Here is a 19,568-nt window from a genome sequence, read left to right on the forward strand (position 1 = left end):
ATTGCCAATCGGCGAAGGTTCGGGTTATACTAAGTGTACGGAAGAACCGTAGCGAACTGATTCAGTGGCGCTGCGGTTCTTTTTTTTGTGATTAGCGGATTTTGAATTTCTTAGCGGGAGGAGGTGCTGGAGGCGGGGAATAAAATTACGAATGTATGTTCGAAAAAATGCTTGGCAAACTTATCAAAACAAGGTACAATTAAGTACGTAAGAAACGAATGATGCGTGTTTTACCTATCATATTGAAGGATGTGAGCTGATTGTCAGATCGTCGTGCTGCGCTGGATATGGCGCTTCGTCAAATAGAAAAACAATTCGGAAAAGGTTCAATCATGAAGCTTGGAGAGTCCACGCATATGCAAGTGGAGGTTGTGCCGAGCGGATCGATTGCTCTAGATATTGCACTTGGGATCGGAGGATTTCCTCGCGGTCGGATTATTGAAGTATACGGACCGGAATCCTCCGGTAAGACTACGGTTGCCTTGCATGCCATTGCAGAGGTTCAGAAGGCTGGCGGACAAGCTGCCTTTATCGATGCAGAGCATGCGCTGGACCCGCTCTATTCCAGCAAGCTGGGTGTGAATATTGATGAGCTTCTGCTGTCCCAGCCGGATACCGGTGAACAGGCGTTGGAAATCGCAGAAGCGCTTGTGCGCAGCGGCGCGGTGGATATCATCGTTATCGACTCCGTAGCGGCTCTTGTACCGAAGGCCGAGATTGAAGGCGAAATGGGGGATTCCCATGTAGGCTTGCAGGCTCGCCTGATGTCTCAAGCACTGCGTAAGCTGTCCGGTGCCATCAGCAAGTCGAAGACGATTGCTATCTTCATCAACCAATTGCGCGAGAAGGTTGGCGTTATGTTCGGTAATCCGGAGACAACGCCGGGCGGACGGGCGTTGAAGTTCTATTCATCGGTTCGTCTGGATGTGCGTCGTATTGAGACGATCAAGATGGGCAATGACATGGTCGGTAACCGTACGAGAATCAAGGTTGTAAAGAATAAGGTAGCGCCTCCTTTCAAGCAAGCGGAGATCGATATTATGTATGGTGAGGGAATCTCCAAGGAAGGAAGTATTATCGATATCGGAGTTGAGTTGGATATCGTAGATAAATCCGGGGCATGGTACTCCTTTGCGGGAGAGCGTCTTGGCCAAGGACGTGAGAATGCGAAGCAGTACCTGAAGGAGCATACGGAGATTTCCAATACGATTGAACAAAAGATTCGTGAAGCCAGCAATTTAACCACTTCGGTGGCCCCTGCCTCAGCCGATGAGCTGGAGGAGGAAGCGCAGGAAGAACAAGCACTGTTTGGTGAAGAATAATTCATAGTTCGAGTTCAAAACGTCAGCTTTTCAGCACCGAGTGACATATCGCTTATTCTGGCGCTCTGGAGCCGGGGAATGCTCCCCGGACAGAGCGCTTTAGCATGTGCAGAACTGGAGATGATGGCTCATGAAAGAAAACGGCGAACCTAGTGAACGCGATTACCGCGATGCGAAGCGTAGAGGCGGAACGGAGCGGGCGCAGGATGTTGTTGACATATCTGATGAAGATTTTTGGGATACAGACAGAGCGCTCGGCAGGAACAAGGCTCGAAAGCATACGGATACTTTTAATGATCCCCCCTCCACTCAGGAATCTGCAAAAGGCATTGATGCGTTCCCTGCAGATGAAGAGCTGATCATTACATCGGTAAGCCTATTGAAGCGGCCGAAGCATCGCTACCGGATCTCTTTTGGTATATATACATTAGAGATTCATGAAGATGTAATGATCAAATATCGGATGATGAAAGGCTCCGTCTTTACCCGTGAAGAGCTGGAGGAAATCGTCCTGGCTGATGAACGACAGCGGGCTTACATCGATGCCTTGACTGCGCTGAGCCGCAAGATGAGAACCTCTTATGAAATCGGAATGCGGCTGGAGGAAAAAGGCTGGAGCAAAGAAATTGCCGAAGATGTCCTAAAGCGGCTTCGGGAGGAGAAGCTGATTAACGATGCTGTATACGCACAGGAATGGGCCCAGCAGCGTGTTAGAAGTCGGGGCAAGGGCAAAATGTGGGTAAGACATGAACTGCGTCAGAAGGGCGTCGAGAAGCCGCTAATCGAGGAAGCGCTAGGGATGGTCAGCGAGGAAGAGGAATTGAATAGCGCTCATGAGCTGGCTTTGAAGAAATGGCGGTCATCCACAGGAGAACTGCAGGATCGAAAACGAAAGACAGGCGCTTTTTTAATGCGCCGCGGTTATTCCGGATCGCTTGTCTCGCGGGTGCTGCGCAATATCATCGAACAGGAAGGATTAAACAGCACGGATGACGAGGAATGGGAGGAATAATCCACCAGAAGCGGACATGAGCTGTCATTTACTTGACAATTTCTTTTGACAAATAATAAAATGAACATGAATCTATTTTAAATGGAGTCTTTTTTCCTTCCAAATTAATGACTCCGTGAAGGATTCAATTTGTCAGTCATGAAGGCAGTGCAGCCTTTAATGAATTCTTGTAATTAATGATGAATGTGAAAATTACAACTGCAAGCATCCCAGGGAATGCCTTGGAGGAAACAGCGGGGAGGTGAACAGATGCATGAGGGAATCTGGATCGCTCTCGTTGCCGCCGCTTTATTCTTTGGGTTCGGGATCGGATATTTTATTCGCAAATCTCTTGCAGAAGCTAAAATTTCCAGTGCGGAAACTGCTGCCGCTCAAATTGTAGAAAATGCGAAGAAGGAAGCAGAAGCACTGAAAAAGGAAACGGTTCTCGAAGCTAAGGACGAAGTCCATAAGCTGAGAAACGAAGCTGATAAAGACATTCGTGAACGTCGGAATGAAATTCAACGACAAGAAAGACGATTGTTGCAAAAGGAAGAGTCGCTGGATAAAAAATTGGAATCGCTGGAACGTAAAGAAGAGCAAGTAGCCGGCAAAGAGAAGCGGATCGAAGAGACACAGCAGCAGATTGACTTGATCTACAAGAGTCAAGTTCAAGAGCTTGAGCGGATTTCGAATTTGAGCATGGAGGATGCCCGCACCATTATTCTCAACAATGTGGAGCAGGAAGTTCGCCATGAGACAGCTCAAATGATCAAGGACATTGAACAGCAGGCGAAAGAGGAAGCGGACAAGAAGTCCCGTGAAATCATTGCGTTGGCCATCCAGCGCTGCGCAGCTGACCATGTAGCTGAGACAACCGTCTCGGTAGTAACCTTGCCGAATGAAGAGATGAAGGGCCGGATTATCGGACGTGAGGGCCGTAATATCCGTGCGCTGGAGACACTGACCGGTATTGACCTTATTATTGATGATACACCGGAAGCAGTTATTCTTTCGGGCTTTGATCCAATCCGCCGGGAGATTGCCCGTACCGCACTGGAGAAGCTGGTGGCGGACGGACGTATCCACCCTGCGCGGATCGAAGAAATGGTTGATAAGTCCCGTCGCGAGGTGGATGAACGGATTCGGGAATACGGCGAACAGGCCACCTTCGAGGTGGGGGTTCATGCGTTGCATCCGGATTTGATCAAGATTTTGGGACGGCTCAAATTCCGGACAAGCTATGGACAAAACGTGCTGAAGCATTCCATGGAGGTAGCATATCTGGCCGGCCTGATGGCCGGAGAGCTGGGCGAGGACATTACACTTGCCAAGCGGGCCGGGTTGTTGCATGACATTGGTAAGGCGCTTGATCATGAAGTGGAAGGATCTCATGTCGAAATCGGCGTAGAATTGGCTAAGAAGTATAAGGAACATCCGGTGGTCATCAACAGTATCGCTTCCCACCATGGCGATTGCGAGGCGACGTCTGTGATCGCCATGCTCGTCGGTGCAGCTGACGCATTATCGGCTGCAAGACCGGGAGCGCGCCGCGAGACGCTGGAGACGTATATTCGCCGTTTGGAGAAGCTCGAGGAAATTTCCGAATCGTTCGAGGGTGTCGAGAAATCGTTCGCGATCCAAGCGGGTCGCGAGGTGCGCGTGATGGTGCAGCCTGAGAAGATTGATGATGCGGAAGCCTTCCGTCTGGCAAGAGATATTACGAAGACGATTGAAAATGAACTGGATTATCCGGGGCATATCAAGGTTACCGTAATCCGTGAGACGCGGGCGGTTGAATACGCGAAGTAAAGGACATGCTGAAAAGTGGCCCCCCGCGGGGCCGCTTTTTCACGTCTAATAGTGCAAGTTTTAAAAGACGACCTTTTGAACAACCTCTGATAAAACTTCAGGCTGTTGCAGTCGGCAATTAGAGGTTAGCCAGTGAGGAGGAGACAACATCAAAGTACTGTTTATCGGAGACATTGTAGGCAATACCGGACGGAAGGCGCTAAAGGCTACCTTGCCGCATCTGAAATCCAAATATAATCCTCATATCATTATTGCAAATGGCGAGAATGCCGCATCCGGAAGAGGGATTACGGCCAAGATAGCCCGCGAGTTTTTTGAGATGGGTATTCATGGACTGACGATGGGCAACCATACCTGGGATAACAAAGAGATTTTTGACTTTATAGATGAGGAGCCGAGGATGGTTCGTCCGGCCAATTTTCCAGAAGGCACACCAGGCACAGGTCATACGATTATTCGTGCTGGAGGTAAAGAGCTTGCCTTGATTAACCTGATGGGACGGACGTTCCTGCCGGCCATTGATGACCCGTTCCGTGCAGCGGATGAGCTCGTCGCAGCAGTATCCAAGAAGCATAAGTGCATTCTTGTAGACTTCCATGCTGAAGCCACCTCGGAGAAAATCGCCATGGGCTGGCATCTTGACGGTCGGGCATCCCTTGTCGTGGGGACGCACACCCATGTGCAGAGCAATGACGATACCATCCTTCCGCAAGGAACGGCGTATCTGACTGATGCCGGAATGGTGGGCTCGCGGGAAGGGGTTCTAGGTATGGAAAGAACGGCTGTGCTGCGCAAATTTACGACTCAATTGCCGGTCCGCTTTCAGGTCTGTGAAGGAAAATGGCAGTTCCATGGCTGTGTAGTGGATATTGATGAAGCGACCGGACATGCCCGGAAGCTGGAGAAGATCCGATTGATGGAAGACGAGTGGATCATGGAATAAACGGGTAAACCCTCCATACAGGAAAAAGCAGGAATTTTTTGAGCGCTCCCGAATATGTTTCTAATAGTGGGATCGAGCAAACCATTTTTCCCAGGAGGTAATTGCCATGGAAGTATTAAAAGTATCAGCAAAATCCAATCCCAACTCCGTAGCCGGTGCGCTTGCTGGCGTCTTGAGAGAGCGCGGCGCAGCTGAACTGCAGGCTATTGGGGCGGGGGCCTTGAACCAAGCGATTAAAGCGGTAGCGATTGCCCGGGGATTTGTGGCGCCTAGCGGTGTCGATCTGATCTGTATTCCGGCATTTACGGATATCGTCATTGATGGGGAAGACCGTACAGCAATTAAGCTAATCGTAGAACCGAGATAAGTAACAGCGAAGCGCATATCGGATAATGAAGCCTGTTTACAATCAATGTAGACAGGTTTTTTTGCATTCTTTCAGGACAAACGGGGTATACAGTAGTATAAAATGGAGGGATTTGGCGTGGAACGAAGAATGATAGATTTGCACTGTGATGCGTTAAGCAAGCTTCAGCTCAATCGGGAGCTTCAATTTTTCGATGATGAGCGGCTGGATGTGAATGTGGAGCGAATGATTCAAGGCGGGGTCGGCGTGCAGTGCTTTGCCATCTATCTGTCTGAGAAGCTGGGCAAACCGCAAATGAGTCATATTCTGGATCAATTGGACCTGTACACCTCCGAGATTGTTGCGCAAGGAATTATGCCGATCAGCACGGCTCAAGAGCTGGAACAAGCCGAGAAGCAGGGGCGGCTGGGCGGACTGTTATCCATCGAAGGTGCGGATGGTCTGGAAGGCAATCTGCATTATGTGAAGGTCTGCTATGAACGGGGAGTGCGCTTGCTTGGACTCACCTGGAATTACGCCAACTGGGCTGCCGACGGCATTCTTGAACCAAGAGGGGGAGGGCTGACTCCGGCGGGAAGAGAGCTTGTCCGCTTCTGTCAACGTCTGGGCATCATTCTGGATGTGTCGCATCTATCGGTAAAAGGGTTCTGGGAGCTTGCGAGTATGGCTGAGGCTGCCGGAACGCCGCTGATTGCTTCCCATTCCAATGCATATAAGGTATGCCCTCATGCCCGCAACCTGCAGGATGATCAGATTAGCGCGCTGATCTCGCTGGACGGGAGGATCGGCATTACCTTCGTCCCCTGGTTTGTGAAGCAGACGAAAACCGTTGAGCGAATGGATATTTTACCGCATCTGGATCATGTGTGTGCCTTGGGCGGAGAGAAGCATATTATGTTTGGCTCTGATTTCGACGGAATTGAACGGCATGTTAAGGGATTGGAGCATGCGGGTAAATATGAAGAGTGGGCCGACCTGCTGCTCAAATATTATCCGGAAGAGCTTGTATCAGGCTGGTTGTACGGAAATGCAAAAGTCTTTTTGAAGCGGTGGCTCCCCTAAAAATAAGAAAGCGCTTTAATTCATCCAATCATGATATGGATATCATCGAAAACTACTATATGAAATAGGAGAGAAAACGCTTGCTTTTTGTCTGATTCAGACATAAAATTGACATGACTCTGAAACAGAATGTTCACATTTATCTCGGTTTGAATAATATTTTTCATAGGTTGAACGTTCTGTCAGCACTTATTATATTTCATTTTTGTGCGATCCAATAAAGGGGTGGGCGATCTTGATTAGTCAATTGTCTTGGAAGATCGGTGGGCAGCAGGGAGAAGGAGTAGAGAGTACTGATCGAATTTTTTCAACGGCTTTAAACCGGTTGGGTTATTATTTATATGGTTATCGTCACTTTTCTTCAAGAATCAAAGGCGGGCACACAAATAACAAAATCCGGATCAGCACCAGTCCGATCCGTTCGATCTCGGACGATCTGGATATATTGGTCGCATTCGACCAGGAGACGATCGATTTAAATGCGCATGAGCTGCATGGCAGCGGTGTAATTGTGGCGGATGCCAAGTTCAATCCCGTTGTTCCAGAAGGGGTGAATGCCAAGCTGTTTGCGGTGCCGATTACGAGCATTGCTGAAGAACTGGGAACCTCGCTGATGAAGAACATGGTTGCTTCCGGCGCCTCCTGGGCACTCTTGGGACTGCCGCTTGAAGTGTTTAACAAGGCGGTCGAGGAAGAGTTCGGACGCAAGGGTCTGGCCATTGTGGAGAAGAACGTGGAGGCGGTCAAACGGGGCGCAGACTATGTGCTGGAGCTCGCGGGCGGTCCGCTCGACCAGTTCAAGCTGGAGCCTGCGGACGGGAAGCAGAAGCTGTTCATGATCGGGAATGATGCGATCGGCCTGGGAGCCGTTGCAGCGGGATGCCGGATTATGAGCGCATACCCGATTACTCCGGCTTCGGAGATTATGGAATACTTGATCAAGAAGCTGCCGAAATTCGGCGGCACTGTCATCCAGACGGAGGATGAGATTGCGGCGGTAACCATGGCCATCGGCTCCTCGTACGCCGGGGTGCGCAGTATGACAGCCTCGGCTGGACCTGGCCTCTCCCTGATGATGGAAGCGATCGGCCTTGCCGGGATGACCGAGATTCCGGTCGTCATTGTGGATACACAGCGCGGCGGTCCGAGTACAGGACTTCCTACAAAGCAGGAGCAGAGCGACATTCATGCGCTGATCTACGGAACACATGGTGAAATTCCGAAGATTGTACTCGCTCCAAGCTCGATTGAAGAGTGCTTCTACGATACAGTGCAGGCCTTCAACCTAGCGGAAAAATATCAGGTTCCGGTCATTCTTGCAACCGATCTGCAATTGTCTCTGGGCAAGCAATCCTGCGAAATGCTGGATTATGAGAAAATTCAGATTGAGCGCGGTTATATCGTAAAGGACATCCCAGAGCGGGAAGATCAGAGTATGTTCAGCCGTTATGCCTTTACCGAGAGCGGCATTTCACCACGGGTGCTGCCTGGGGACAAGAATGGCATCCATCACGTGACCGGGGTCGAGCATGATGAAGCAGGCCGTCCATCGGAAAGTCCTGTGAACCGTAAGAAGATGATGGATAAGCGGCTCCGCAAGCTTGCGAAGCTGGAGGTTGAGAATCCGATCCATCTGCATGCTCCGCATGCGGAGCCGGATTTGCTGATCGTGGGCATGGGCTCTACCGGCGGGACAATCGACCAGGCTCGTCTGCGGTTGAACGGGGAAGGAATTACCTCCAACCATATGACCGTTCGTCTGCTTCATCCGTTTCCGGCTGAAGAGGTTCGCGAACAGATGGCCAAGGCCAAGAAAATCGTTGTACTGGAAAATAATGCGACAGGTCAACTGGCGAATCTGATCAAGTTGAATGTTGGATACCACGATAAAATTGTTAACATTCTGAAATACGACGGCAACCCGTTCCTGCCAGCGGAGATTTTCGAACGCTGCCAAGAAGCGGCTGGGATCAAAGCACAGGAGGAGTTGGTGAAGAATGGCAACATTTAAGGACTTTCGTAATAACATCAAGCCTAACTGGTGCCCTGGATGCGGGGATTTCTCGATTCAGGCGGCAATCCAGCGAGCGGCGGCGAATGTCGGTCTGGAGCCGGAAAGTCTTGCCGTCATCTCCGGTATAGGCTGCTCAGGACGGATTTCAGGTTACATTAACGCATATGGTTTGCATGGCATCCATGGCCGCGCACTTCCGATTGCTCAAGGCGTGAAGCTGGCTAACCGCGACTTGACTGTAATTGCCTCCGGCGGGGACGGAGACGGCTTCGCCATCGGGATGGGCCACACCGTCCATGCGATTCGCCGGAATATTAATATCACTTATATTGTTATGGATAACCAGATTTACGGCCTGACGAAGGGGCAGACCTCGCCGCGCAGCGGTGAAGGCTTTAAGACCAAGAGTACACCGGAAGGAGCAGTGGAGACAACGCTGTCCCCGCTGGAGATTGCGATTGCGTCAGGGGCGACCTTCGTAGCCCAGTCCTTCTCAAGCGATATTAAGCAGTTAACGTCCTTGATCGAACAGGGCATTCAGCATGAGGGCTTCTCGCTGATCAACGTATTTAGCCCTTGCGTTACTTTTAATAAGGTTAATACCTATGATTGGTTCAAGGAGCATATTATTAATCTGGATACGGTTCCGGATTATGATCCGGCCAACCGCGCGATGGCGATGGGTAAGCTGATGGAGACCGGAAGCATGATTACCGGCCTGATCTACCAGAACCGGGAGAAGAAGAGCTACGAGAATCTTATTCACGGATTCAAGGCAGAACCGCTGGCACATCAGCCGCTTGATCTGAAGAAGAATGAGTTTGACAATCTTGTTGCGGAATTTGTATAAACCCTGAAAAGATGTCTGTATTTGCAGACATCTTTTTCATTTTAGATAAAATAGGTGTATAATGAGTAACGATGTGAATCGTCATCGATACAGAGAATATACGAGGAGTGTTATCACAAATGAGCAAAATTGTACAAGTCGGCGTATCAGCGCGTCATATTCACTTGACGCAAGAACACATTGAGGCTCTGTTCGGTCAAGGCTATCAGTTGACCGAGTTCAAACCATTGTCCCAACCGGGCCAATTCGCGGCTAATGAGACGGTAGCGGTAATCGGTCCTAAGGGTCAATTCGACAAGGTTCGTATTTTGGGGCCAGCACGTTCGGCTTCCCAATTGGAGATTTCCCGTACGGATTCCTTTGCAATCGGCGTGAAGGCTCCGGTTCGTGAATCAGGCAATATCGACGGAACACCAGGTGTTAAGATCAAAGGTCCTGCTGGTGAAGTAGAACTTCAAGAAGGCGTCATTGTTGCGGCTCGCCATATTCACTTTCATACCTCGAACGCTGAGAAATGGGGCATCAAGGACAAGCAATTGCTGAAGGTTCGCTTGAGCGGCGAACGCGGACTGATCTTGGAAAATGTCATCGCTCGCGTATCCGACAATTTCGCACTTGATATGCACATTGATACCGATGAAGCGAATGCGGCCGGCGCTAACAATGGCGACACGGCAGAGATCGTAGACTAAACCGATACACGGAATATCAAGAGGCACAGAAGCTTGAAAGCTCCTGTGCCTCTTTGTCATGGCCCTGATTATCCGCCCCGCTCGATGGCGACTGCATGTGCGATACAAGGAATACTCTCGCCTTGCTGGAAGGATAAGGGGGAGAGCAGAGCGCCGGTAGCAACAACCAGAATCCGGTTCAATTGGCCGGATCGGAGCTTTCTGAGCAGATGTCCATAAGTGACGACAGCGGAGCATGCGCATCCGCTGGCGCCCGCCTGAACATTTTGTTTCTCATAGTCATAGATCATCATGCCGCAATCCTTGTAGGTCGTCTGCTTGATGGGGATGCCATGCCGCTCGAGCAGCTCATTGGCAATCTCATAACCAACCTTGGACAAGTCTCCGGTGACAATCAGGTCATAATAGGAAGGCTCGATTTGCAGATCGCGGAAATGTGCCTGAATCGTATCGACGGCTGCCGGAGCCATGGCCGCCCCCATGTTGAACGGGTCGCTAATCCCCATGTCAATCACGCGCCCAATGGTAGCGGATGTCAATACGGGGGACCCGGAAGGGCCCTCTAGAGAAACGACAGCAGAGCCTGAGCCAGTGACCGTAAATTGGGCGGTAGGGGGCTTCTGCGAGCCATATTCGGTGGGATAGCGGAACTGCTTCTCGACACTGGCGTTATGGCTGCAGGTGCCTGCCAGCGCGTAGTTGGCGCCTCCGGAATTGACGATGTAAGCGGCCAGCGCCAAGCTCTCCATCGAGGTGGAGCAGGCTCCGAATACGCCGATGTAAGGGATGGCGAGTGTTCTGGCGGCAAAGCTGCTGCTAATAATCTGGTTCATTAGGTCTCCGCCGAAGAAAAACTGGATCTGCTCCTTGGTCAGTCCCGCGTGCTGAATCGCCAGGGAGGCGGATTCCTCCAGCAGCTTCTTCTCGGCTTTCTCCCAGCTGTCCTGGCCAATGTACAAATCTCCGTGGATGACATCGAAGTCATCGCTTAAAGGACCCTGTCCTTCAAAGGGCCCCACAACGGTAGCTGTGCTAATAATTTTGGGGCGTCCGGCAAAGTGCCAGCTTTGATGTCCCTTTAACATCGTTAATGACCTCCTGCATAACCGGGAACGAAAATCGCATAAATGATCCCGATAATAAATGCGGCAAACGTGCCAAAGACGATTACCGAGCCGGCAAGCTGAAACATACCTGCAGCTACGCCGAGGACGAGCCCTTCCGGGCGGTGTTCAATGGCGCTTGAGGCCATCGAATTGGCAAACCCGGTTATAGGTACGGCGGTTCCCGCACCGGCCCATTGGGCAATCTTGTCATAGACGCCAAAGCTCGTCAGCAGGACGGACGCAATGACCAGCACGGCGGCCATCGGACCTGCCGCATCTTTATCGCTGAACCCGCCAAAGTGAACAAACGCCTGCCGGATGCATTCTCCCAGCAGACAAATGATTCCGCCGCTAAGGAATGCCTTCAGGCAGTTGGCCACGACCGGCCGCTTCGGTTCGATATCCGCAGCCAGTCTTTGATACTGCTGCTGTGTGGGCGTCAACTTCTTGTTCTTCTTTTTTGCCATTGTCATTTTCTCCTTTATTGCGTGAGCAGCGGTTTCATCTGGTTGATCACGCCAATCAGCTTTGCCGAGCATTCGCCGTACATTTGCTTGGCTTCCGTCTCATCGGTGGATAGCGCGAACAGCTCCAGATCGGCTTCGCATTTTTTCAGCTGGGCGTAGAGGGTAGCTCTCTCCTGGGGCTGGGGAACCTGAATCATGTCATCGTACAGATCGACATACAATTGGCCGAAGCTGTCCACTTGCGCAATATTGACATTGTCAAGTGATACCCCGAGCTTCTCCAGCTCGGTATGCAGCCACTGGCGTGAATATCCGCTTGTTGCCAGAGGCTCGTCCATGATATTTCCATCAATAATGACCGTCTGTGTTTCTTGCTCGGGCGCGACCTTAATCCCCAGGCTGGAGGGGGTGATCGGCTGATATTCTTTCTTGAGCAGCGCATTGATCTCCCCGTCGGGCTCGATCACGGCGAACTCTACCTGTGCCGCTTGGAAAATACTTTTTTTCCGCAGTTGTTCCAGAAGTTCGTCGTTGGTCAGCTTCTCCTTCTTCAAATTTTCTTCGAGAATTTTGCCGCCCTTGATCAGCACGGTTGATTTGCTGTCGATCCAGTTCCTGGCCTTCACGCTTTTGATCTGTAAATACTCGATCCCCAAAGAGACCAGAAACCAGACGCCCATCGAGATTAAGCCGAGCGACCAATGGTTATCAACATCGACGGACAAGTAGGCGGTGATACTGCCGATGGTAATCCCGGTCACGTATTCGAAGAAGGACAACTGGGATATTTGCCTCTTACCGAGCAGTCTTGTGAAGACGAACAGCGCTAGGGCGGAAGCCAGTGTTCGAACTACTACTTCTAGCCATAAAGGCATAACAAAAGCCCCTTTCATCACCACGTCGAAATGATTTTTTTGTTTAGTCCAATTATGTGTAGCGGAGGATGCTTTTATCTACTTTTAAAAAGTAAAATTATGTAATGAATAACATTATTATGCTCGGGGGACATTATGTCTCGGTAAGCGGTGAAAAAAGGACCAACAGTTCATAAAGGTGGTGAAGCGAAAATGACAGTTGCATCTCAAGTCAAAACAACACTTGCCTCGTTGAAGAGCGCTCAAGCCAGCTTGGAGCAGTTTGCACTTGGTACGCAGAACCAGGAGGCCAAAACACTGTTCACCAATGCGGCGGAACAAACCCAACAGATTGTTACGCAAGTTGAGAGCCGTGTTCAGCAGTTGGAAAATGAAGAGCCGCAATATAAAGGCTTCTAATATCTGCGGATAAAAGCATATTCAGAGTTTGGAGTAAGGCATAAAGAAGGCCCGTAATAACAACGGGTCTTTTTGCTGCGTACTTCATAAGACTATATATGGAAGAGCATGAGGTTGTAAGGATACTCAGAAAGTCGTCTATGGACCGGGGCTGAAAAGCGACTTTTTGAACTCGCATTTATATGATATAATTTTTAATTGATATGTCTAATTATTGGATATCCAGATCGCTAGGGATTTTATGAAATAAAAGGGTGTGAACAGCATGACGAAGGGGAGCCAGACTCCAGCAGACTTAAAATCTGCCAAGGACAAGGATTACTCCAAGTATTTTGACTTTACGGATGCTAGGATTATTTCTGAAGATGAACATGGGAAGAAGATTCGGATTCGCGGACGAGATATCCAGATTTTATCGGAGCCGAATCACCGGAAGGAAAAGCAGCGCGGTAAGGAGGATGTGCAGGTGCATTACGATCATGCGGTGCCTGAAGAAATGCGGGGCATCGGGATCGGAAAGCACTATATCGTCTATACCTTTGGCTGCCAAATGAACGAGCATGACTCCGAGACGATCAAGGGAATGCTGGAGCAGATGGGCTACCGGGCGACCGAGGATCGGAAGGAAGCGGATATTATTCTTTTGAATACCTGCGCGATTCGCGAAAATGCGGAGGACAAAGTATTCGGAGAGCTTGGACATTTGAAGCATCTAAAGACCGAGAAGCCGGGACTCCTGCTGGGTGTCTGCGGCTGCATGTCGCAGGAGGAGGGCGTGGTCAACCGGATTCTGCAAAGACATGGCTTTGTGGATATGATCTTTGGAACCCACAATATTCATCGTCTGCCTCACCTGATTCAGGAAGCGCTGTTCAGCAAGGAAATGGTTGTCGAGGTCTGGTCCAAGGAAGGCGACATTATCGAGAACCTGCCGAAGAAGCGCGAGGGGATGCGGGCCTGGGTCAATATTATGTACGGCTGCGATAAGTTCTGTACGTACTGTATCGTGCCGTTTACGCGGGGCAAGGAAAGAAGCCGCAGACCGGATGACGTGCTTGCCGAGGTTCGGGAGCTTGCCCGTCAGGGGTTCAAGGAGATCACCTTGCTGGGACAGAACGTGAACGCCTATGGCAAGGATTTTACCGATATCAGCTATACCTTCGCCGATCTGATGGATGATATCCGGAAAATTGATATTCCGCGCGTCAGATTTATGACCTCCCACCCCCGGGATTTTGATGACCGGCTTGTGGAGGTTTTGGGGAAGGGCGGCAATCTGGTTGAACATATTCATTTGCCGGTCCAATCGGGCAGCAGTGAAGTGTTGAAGAAGATGAGCCGGAAGTATTCCAGAGAAGTATTCCTGGAGCTTGTCCGGAAGATCAAAAAGGCGGTTCCGAATGTCGTATTGACTACGGATATTATCGTAGGATTCCCAGGCGAAACGGACGAGCAATTTGATGAGACGCTTTCGCTTGTTCGGGAGGTTGGATTTGATTCCGCATACACCTTCATTTATTCTCCGCGCGAAGGTACGCCGGCAGCTGCCATGGTCGACAATGTACCGATGGAAGTCAAGAAGGTCCGGCTGCAGAAGCTTAACGAAGTGATCAATGAGTATTCCCGTCAAAGCAATGATCTGATGATGGATCAAGTAGTTGAGGTGCTGGTTGAAGGCGAGAGCAAGAACAATTCCAGCGTCTTGTCCGGACGGACCCGCAGCAACAAGCTGGTTCATTTCGAAGGCGGTACGGAGTTGATCGGACAATTTGTCCAGGTTAAAATTACGGATCCGATGACATGGTACATCAAGGGAAGTCTGATTCCCGAAGCGGTAACTTCGGCCTAGTGCCGGGTCCTTCATGCAGGTAAGATCAAATGAGGAGGGAATTCCTTTGGGAGAGCAACATCAGCATCAGGAGTTTACGGATTGCGGTATTCCAACGTATGATTCGCGCAATCTGGTCATTCGTGATGATATTATGACCAAGGCAAAAGAATTGGCAGGCCTGATAGGTACAAGCGAGGAGGTTCGCCAGTTCCAGAAGGCTGAGCAAATGATCCAGCAGCATGAGCGGATTCAGCAGCTGATCTCCACGATCAAGAAGAAGCAGAAAGAGGTTGTTGCTTTCGAGAGCTTCCAAAACAAAGCGATGGTGGATAAAATCGAGCAGGAGATTGCCGAGCTTCAGGATGAACTGGACGGCATTCCGCTGGTTACTGAGTTCCAGCAGAGTCAGAGCGATATTAATTACTTGCTGCAGCTCGTTATTACTGTGATCCGGGATACCGTCTCGGAGAAGGTAAACGTGGAAGCAGGGAGCGAGCCGGCAACGACTTCCGGCTATGGAGAATGAGATTCAAGTCGGTGCGGAAGGTTTCTTCCGCACCTTTTTGATGAAATTTCAATTCAAATCAAATATAACCTCTAATATTACATAAAAGACTACAGACACAATAGTTACGAAAAGGGCCTGTAGCGGACAGGAGGCAGGTCTTTGCATGGAATGGAAAGAGATTATGGGTAAGGAGGAGCACTCCTTCTGGGGGCTTCTGGGCATGGAACTGATTTCGGTAGACAAGCAGATGGTGGAGATTGGGCTGAATGCTGACGAACGCCATTTGAACTCGATGGGCATCGTTCACGGAGGCGTCCTGTCGGCAATGATGGATCAGTCGATGGGGACGCTGGTAGCGGCCGTTAAGGGAAGGCTGGGCGTCACGACGCATTTGAATGTCCAGTTTCTGTCGCCGATGCATAAAGGTGTACTGAAGGTATCTGCATTTCCATTGCACGAGACTTATCGTACAATGACCCTTAGGGCGGAGGTGCGGGATGCCGAAGGGGTGCTGGGCTGCATCTCGACGGCAACATTCCGTGTGCCGAAGGCCTGAGATTTTCCAACAGTTTATGAAGGAAGCGACTGCGAGGAACGATCTGCGCGGCGTTAACAACTCACAGATGTGGTGATAAGGATGAGTAGTGGAGAGCGGCAAGAGGAGCCGATGAATGAAGTGAAAAAGTACCGTACGCCGGATGGCATACCGGCAGATATAGTGATGTTCACATTGACCCGGCAGGAGCGGAAGGCGGTCACCAAGTCGCTGCCCCGCTTTGACCTTAAGGTCATGCTTATCCGCCGCAGAAGCTGGCCGTTCGCCGGCGCTTGGGCATTGCCGGGGGGCTTTTCCCAGGAGAACGAGTCATTATATGAGACGGCCAGACGTGAGCTGAAGGAGGAAACCGGGGTTGATGGCCATCATCTCGAATATTTGGGAGTCTACAGCAAGCCTGGGCGTGATCCGCGCGGTTGGATTATCTCGCATGCCTTTTTCGCTCTGGTCGAGGAATGGGTGCTTGAGAAGCGGCAGTCGGCGGATGATGCTCAGGAGGTAGGACTGTTCACGATGCAGGAGGCATTGGAAGAGCTGGATCTAGCGTTTGACCATCGCGAAATTCTGGAGGATGCCTACCGCCGGATTCAGGCGCAAATGCTTCAGACAACGATTGCCAAACAGTTTCTTCCTCCGCAGTTTACGCTTGGCGAGCTTTATCAAGTGATTCAGACGGTAGTACCTGATTTTGCAGAACTGAATTTCATTCGAAAAATCACCTCTACCCGCAGCCGCCAGGGTATACTGGAGGAAGTGCTTGATGAAACGGGAAAGCCGATGCTTTCCAATCAGTACTCCCAGCGGCCTGCGCAATTGTACAGATTCACTGACTTCACGCCGCAGTTATCTATTTATACTTAAAATACTTCGTGATCAAAAGATGACTGTTTGAACAACCACTTAAACAGCACTTGTTCAGTCAAGGAGGAGAAGAACCATGCGTAGCGAAAGCCTGGCGCTTCATACAGACAAATACCAGATTAATATGATGTATGCCCATTGGGTCCATGGTACCCATCTTCGCAAGGCGGTATTTGAGGCGTACTTCCGGAAGCTTCCGTTCGGGAACGGTTATGCCGTGTTTGCCGGATTGGAGCGGATTGCTAAATACGTGGAGCATCTGCGTTTTACGGAAGAAGATTTGAGCTACCTAATGGAGCAGGAAGAGAATTACGATCCTGCATTTATTGAGCTGCTGAGAAACTTCCGGTTTCAGGGAACGATCCTCTCCATGCAGGAGGGTGATCTTTGCTTTCCTAACGAGCCGTTGATCCGGGTGGAAGGGACGATTCTGGAGACGCAGCTCATCGAGACTGCACTGCTTAATTTTATGAATTATCAGACATTGATTGCTACTAAGGCGTCGAGAATCAAGCTGGTTGCAGATAAGGATGTTCTTCTGGAATTCGGAACGCGCAGAGCCCAGGAAGCGGATGCTGCGGTCTGGGGCTCTCGAGCCGCCTATATAGCCGGGTTCGATGCCACTTCGAATCTTTTGGCCGGCAAAATGTTTGACATTCCTACCAAAGGAACCCACGCCCATTCCTGGGTGCAAACCTTCGGCTCGGAGCAGGAGGCATTCGAGGTGTTCGCCAAAGCCTTGCCTGATCAAGTCTCCTTACTGGTCGATACGTATGATACGTTAAGCAGCGGAATTCCTCATGCGATCAGAACCGCCGAGCTGCTGGAGAAGATGGGCAAGCGGCTCGGCAGCATCCGGATTGATAGCGGTGATTTGGCTTACCAGTCCATTCAAGCCCGGCAGTTGCTTGATGAGGCGGGGTTGTCCTATGTGAAGATCGTTGCATCCAATGATCTGGATGAAAATACAGTCTTTAACCTCAAGGCCCAGGGAGCGAAGATTGATACTTGGGGAATCGGCACACAGCTGATCACCGCTGCGGATCAGCCGGCGCTTGGCGGTGTTTACAAGCTGGTGGAACGCGAGCTTGACGGGGAGATGGCGCCGACGATCAAGATTTCAGGCAACCCCGAGAAGGTGACCTCACCGGGCAAGAAGGATGTCCTGCGGATTGTGAGTAAGGAGAGTGGCAAGGCCATTGCAGATTATATTTGCCTTCCGCATGAGCAATTGGCCCGTGAGGGGGAGAAGCTGCGTCTGTTTGATCCGGTACACCCTTACATGAAGAAGACGGTCAGCAACTATGAGGCTGTCTCGATGCTGCGCCCGATTTTTATAGACGGAGAACGGGTCTATTCATTACCTGGCCTTCAGGAAATTCGGCAGCATCATCGGGAGCAGCTTAGCATGTTCTGGCCTGAGTACCTGCGGAAGCTGAATCCGGAGATCTATCGGGTTAATCTGAGTCAGGAAGCCTGGGAACTGAAACAACGAATGATTGAAGAATATATTAGCCAGCTGGAGGAATAATCCGGCTGGTTTTTTTTATTTCTCGGGAAAGCGCAGGATTCGAGATTTTAGTCTGTTTCATGCGGTGAATTCGACATTCTGTGATTTTTATGACACCTGCGTAATCACGGATGATTTGAGATTGTCCATATGACATTTGTTACATTCGTCACACTATGATTGTGATAAATTAAAACATTAATCAAGGATTATTTTTGTGTGACTAATTTAACTGTGTTAATTGTGTAACTGTATTTCATTCGCAGCAGCGAAGAAGGGAGTCGTCGGACTAATGGTACAATTGCCGAAGCTCAATCAACTTGGTTTTTTTGAAATTCGTTTGGAATCAATCGGAGGCCTTGGCGCCAACCTGGCCGGCAAGATGCTTGCCGAAGCGGGGGTGGAAGGAGCCGGTCTTGGAGGCGTCAGCTTCTCTTCCTACGGATCGGAGAAGAAGGGTTCGCCGGTTAAGGCGCATATCCGGTTCTGCGATCTGAATACCCCGATCCGCGATACGTCGCCGGTAGAACGCCCGCATATGGTAGCTATTTTTCAGGAGGCGCTTTCAAAGACGGTGAATGTGATCAGCGGGATATACGAGGACAGCACCGTACTGGTCAATTCCAAGAAGACGCCGGAGCAATTGAAGGAAAAGCTGAAGCTGGTTGGCGGAACGATTGCGGTCATTGATGCAACCGGAATTGCATTGGAAGAGAATAACAAGGTAAATATGGCGATGCTGGGTGCGATGTTCCGCCTTTGCCCGTTCCTGGATCCCGAGACGATGAAGACGGTTATTCGCAAGTCGCTGGAGAAGAAATATCCCGGAGCTGTCGCCCCGGCCTTGGCGACCTTTGAACGCGGGTATCAGGAGGTTGAAATTCAAACCTTTAAGCTGCCGGAAGGAATCCAGATGCCGGATTTTGTTCGATCGGACACGCCGGTGCTCGGATATGAAACCCAGCCGATCGGCGGTTTGGTCATTAATCCGGGCAATAGCATGCTGAAGGATCTGAGTATCTCCCGTTCAGGGATGCTTCCTCATTTCAAGTCTGAGTCCTGTATTCACTGTGCCCAGTGCGATAACGTCTGCCCGGATAATTGCTTTGTCTGGGAGGAGCTGCCTGATAAGAAGGGGCGTCCTCAAATGTTCTTGATGGGCATTGATTATCAATACTGCAAGGGCTGTTTGAAGTGTATCCATGCTTGTCCGACGGACGCGCTGTCCGGAGAACGGGAAGAAGACGGATACGGCGAACAGTACCGGGTGCCGCATTTGTTTGATCTGGTGAATCAATAGAGGTTGTTCAAAAAGTCATCTTTTGATCACGAAGTAATTCATGAGGTTAATTCGACATCGAATCTTGCGCTCACCCTAGAAGTCCGAGCGGATGCTTACGAG

General features: G+C 50.4%; 19 protein-coding genes. 16 read left to right on the forward strand and 3 right to left on the reverse strand.

Features of this window, described 5'->3' with window-relative positions; all coding sequences use genetic code 11:
- The first annotated feature begins 260 nt into the window (after positions 1-260).
- The 9 genes from recA to pduL all read left to right on the forward strand — a co-directional run bounded on the left by recA (position 261) and on the right by pduL (position 10,053).
- Positions 261-1,322: a recombinase RecA gene (recA, locus tag KI362_RS08280; protein WP_301626291.1), complete on the forward strand. Its 1,062-nt coding sequence runs from the start codon at positions 261-263 to the stop codon at positions 1,320-1,322.
- A 130-nt stretch (positions 1,323-1,452) separates the two neighbouring features.
- A complete protein-coding gene (locus KI362_RS08285) occupies positions 1,453-2,334 on the forward strand; it encodes a regulatory protein RecX (RefSeq protein WP_301626293.1) in 882 nt (293 codons plus the stop codon).
- 249 nt (positions 2,335-2,583) lie between these two features.
- Positions 2,584-4,125, forward strand: coding sequence for a ribonuclease Y (gene rny / locus KI362_RS08290; RefSeq protein WP_044478432.1), 1,542 nt, complete (start codon positions 2,584-2,586; stop codon positions 4,123-4,125).
- A 148-nt stretch (positions 4,126-4,273) separates the two neighbouring features.
- Positions 4,274-5,068 carry a TIGR00282 family metallophosphoesterase gene (locus KI362_RS08295; protein ID WP_301626420.1) on the forward strand — a complete coding sequence of 265 codons (795 nt, stop codon included), beginning with the start codon at positions 4,274-4,276 and terminating at the stop codon, positions 5,066-5,068.
- 106 nt (positions 5,069-5,174) lie between these two features.
- Complete coding sequence (locus KI362_RS08300; protein ID WP_006286829.1) at positions 5,175-5,435, forward strand: stage V sporulation protein S; 261 nt, start codon at positions 5,175-5,177, stop codon at positions 5,433-5,435.
- A gap of 117 nt (positions 5,436-5,552) precedes the next feature.
- Positions 5,553-6,497, forward strand: a complete 945-nt coding sequence (locus KI362_RS08305) for a dipeptidase (protein WP_301626327.1) — start codon at positions 5,553-5,555, stop codon at positions 6,495-6,497.
- 235 nt (positions 6,498-6,732) lie between these two features.
- Positions 6,733-8,508, forward strand: coding sequence for a 2-oxoacid:acceptor oxidoreductase subunit alpha (locus KI362_RS08310; protein WP_301626329.1), 1,776 nt, complete (start codon positions 6,733-6,735; stop codon positions 8,506-8,508).
- Positions 8,495-9,361: a 2-oxoacid:ferredoxin oxidoreductase subunit beta gene (locus KI362_RS08315; protein WP_044478437.1), complete on the forward strand. Its 867-nt coding sequence runs from the start codon at positions 8,495-8,497 to the stop codon at positions 9,359-9,361. The genes KI362_RS08310 and KI362_RS08315 overlap by 14 nt, the downstream gene beginning before the upstream one ends.
- 119 nt (positions 9,362-9,480) lie before the next feature.
- Positions 9,481-10,053 (forward strand): phosphate propanoyltransferase, encoded by a 573-nt coding sequence (gene pduL, locus KI362_RS08320; RefSeq protein ID WP_044478438.1) that lies wholly within the window; start codon positions 9,481-9,483, stop codon positions 10,051-10,053.
- 68 nt (positions 10,054-10,121) lie between these two features.
- Here pduL and spoVAD read toward each other — a convergent pair whose 3' ends face one another.
- Genes spoVAD through KI362_RS08335 form a run of 3 tightly spaced genes read right to left on the reverse strand, consistent with a single transcriptional unit; the run spans position 10,122 to position 12,501 of the window.
- Positions 10,122-11,138 (reverse strand): stage V sporulation protein AD, encoded by a 1,017-nt coding sequence (spoVAD, locus tag KI362_RS08325; RefSeq protein ID WP_301626331.1) that lies wholly within the window; start codon positions 11,136-11,138, stop codon positions 10,122-10,124.
- Positions 11,139-11,140: 2 nt separating this feature from the next.
- Positions 11,141-11,626 carry a stage V sporulation protein AC gene (gene spoVAC / locus KI362_RS08330; RefSeq protein WP_301626333.1) on the reverse strand — a complete coding sequence of 162 codons (486 nt, stop codon included), beginning with the start codon at positions 11,624-11,626 and terminating at the stop codon, positions 11,141-11,143.
- A 14-nt stretch (positions 11,627-11,640) separates the two neighbouring features.
- A complete protein-coding gene (locus KI362_RS08335; RefSeq protein WP_301626335.1) occupies positions 11,641-12,501 on the reverse strand; it encodes a DUF421 domain-containing protein in 861 nt (286 codons plus the stop codon).
- Between the two features lie 192 nt (positions 12,502-12,693).
- Here KI362_RS08335 and KI362_RS08340 point away from each other — a divergent pair, with 192 nt between their 5' ends.
- From KI362_RS08340 to KI362_RS08370, 7 genes are all read left to right on the forward strand, one after another.
- On the forward strand, positions 12,694-12,900 hold the full coding sequence (locus KI362_RS08340) for a DUF1657 domain-containing protein (protein WP_044478442.1): 207 nt from the start codon (positions 12,694-12,696) through the stop codon (positions 12,898-12,900).
- 265 nt (positions 12,901-13,165) lie between these two features.
- The gene (gene miaB / locus KI362_RS08345; RefSeq protein ID WP_301626337.1) at positions 13,166-14,749 is read left to right on the forward strand and encodes a tRNA (N6-isopentenyl adenosine(37)-C2)-methylthiotransferase MiaB; all 1,584 of its coding nucleotides are present in this window, start codon (positions 13,166-13,168) and stop codon (positions 14,747-14,749) included.
- 13 nt (positions 14,750-14,762) lie between these two features.
- Positions 14,763-15,257 carry a RicAFT regulatory complex protein RicA family protein gene (locus tag KI362_RS08350; protein WP_374705634.1) on the forward strand — a complete coding sequence of 165 codons (495 nt, stop codon included), beginning with the start codon at positions 14,763-14,765 and terminating at the stop codon, positions 15,255-15,257.
- Positions 15,258-15,402: 145 nt separating this feature from the next.
- The gene (locus KI362_RS08355; RefSeq protein ID WP_301626340.1) at positions 15,403-15,795 is read left to right on the forward strand and encodes a PaaI family thioesterase; all 393 of its coding nucleotides are present in this window, start codon (positions 15,403-15,405) and stop codon (positions 15,793-15,795) included.
- A gap of 81 nt (positions 15,796-15,876) precedes the next feature.
- Entirely contained in the window at positions 15,877-16,656 is a 780-nt protein-coding gene (locus KI362_RS08360) for an NUDIX domain-containing protein (RefSeq protein ID WP_301626342.1), read from the forward strand.
- Between the two features lie 76 nt (positions 16,657-16,732).
- The gene (locus tag KI362_RS08365; protein ID WP_301626344.1) at positions 16,733-18,187 is read left to right on the forward strand and encodes a nicotinate phosphoribosyltransferase; all 1,455 of its coding nucleotides are present in this window, start codon (positions 16,733-16,735) and stop codon (positions 18,185-18,187) included.
- Positions 18,188-18,458: 271 nt separating this feature from the next.
- On the forward strand, positions 18,459-19,466 hold the full coding sequence (locus KI362_RS08370; RefSeq protein WP_301626346.1) for a 2-oxoacid:acceptor oxidoreductase family protein: 1,008 nt from the start codon (positions 18,459-18,461) through the stop codon (positions 19,464-19,466).
- The last annotated feature ends 102 nt before the right edge of the window (positions 19,467-19,568 follow it).

Source organism: Paenibacillus apis, assembly GCF_018333295.1.
In the GTDB taxonomy this organism is placed as follows: Bacteria; Bacillota; Bacilli; order Paenibacillales; family Paenibacillaceae; genus Fontibacillus; species Fontibacillus antibioticophila.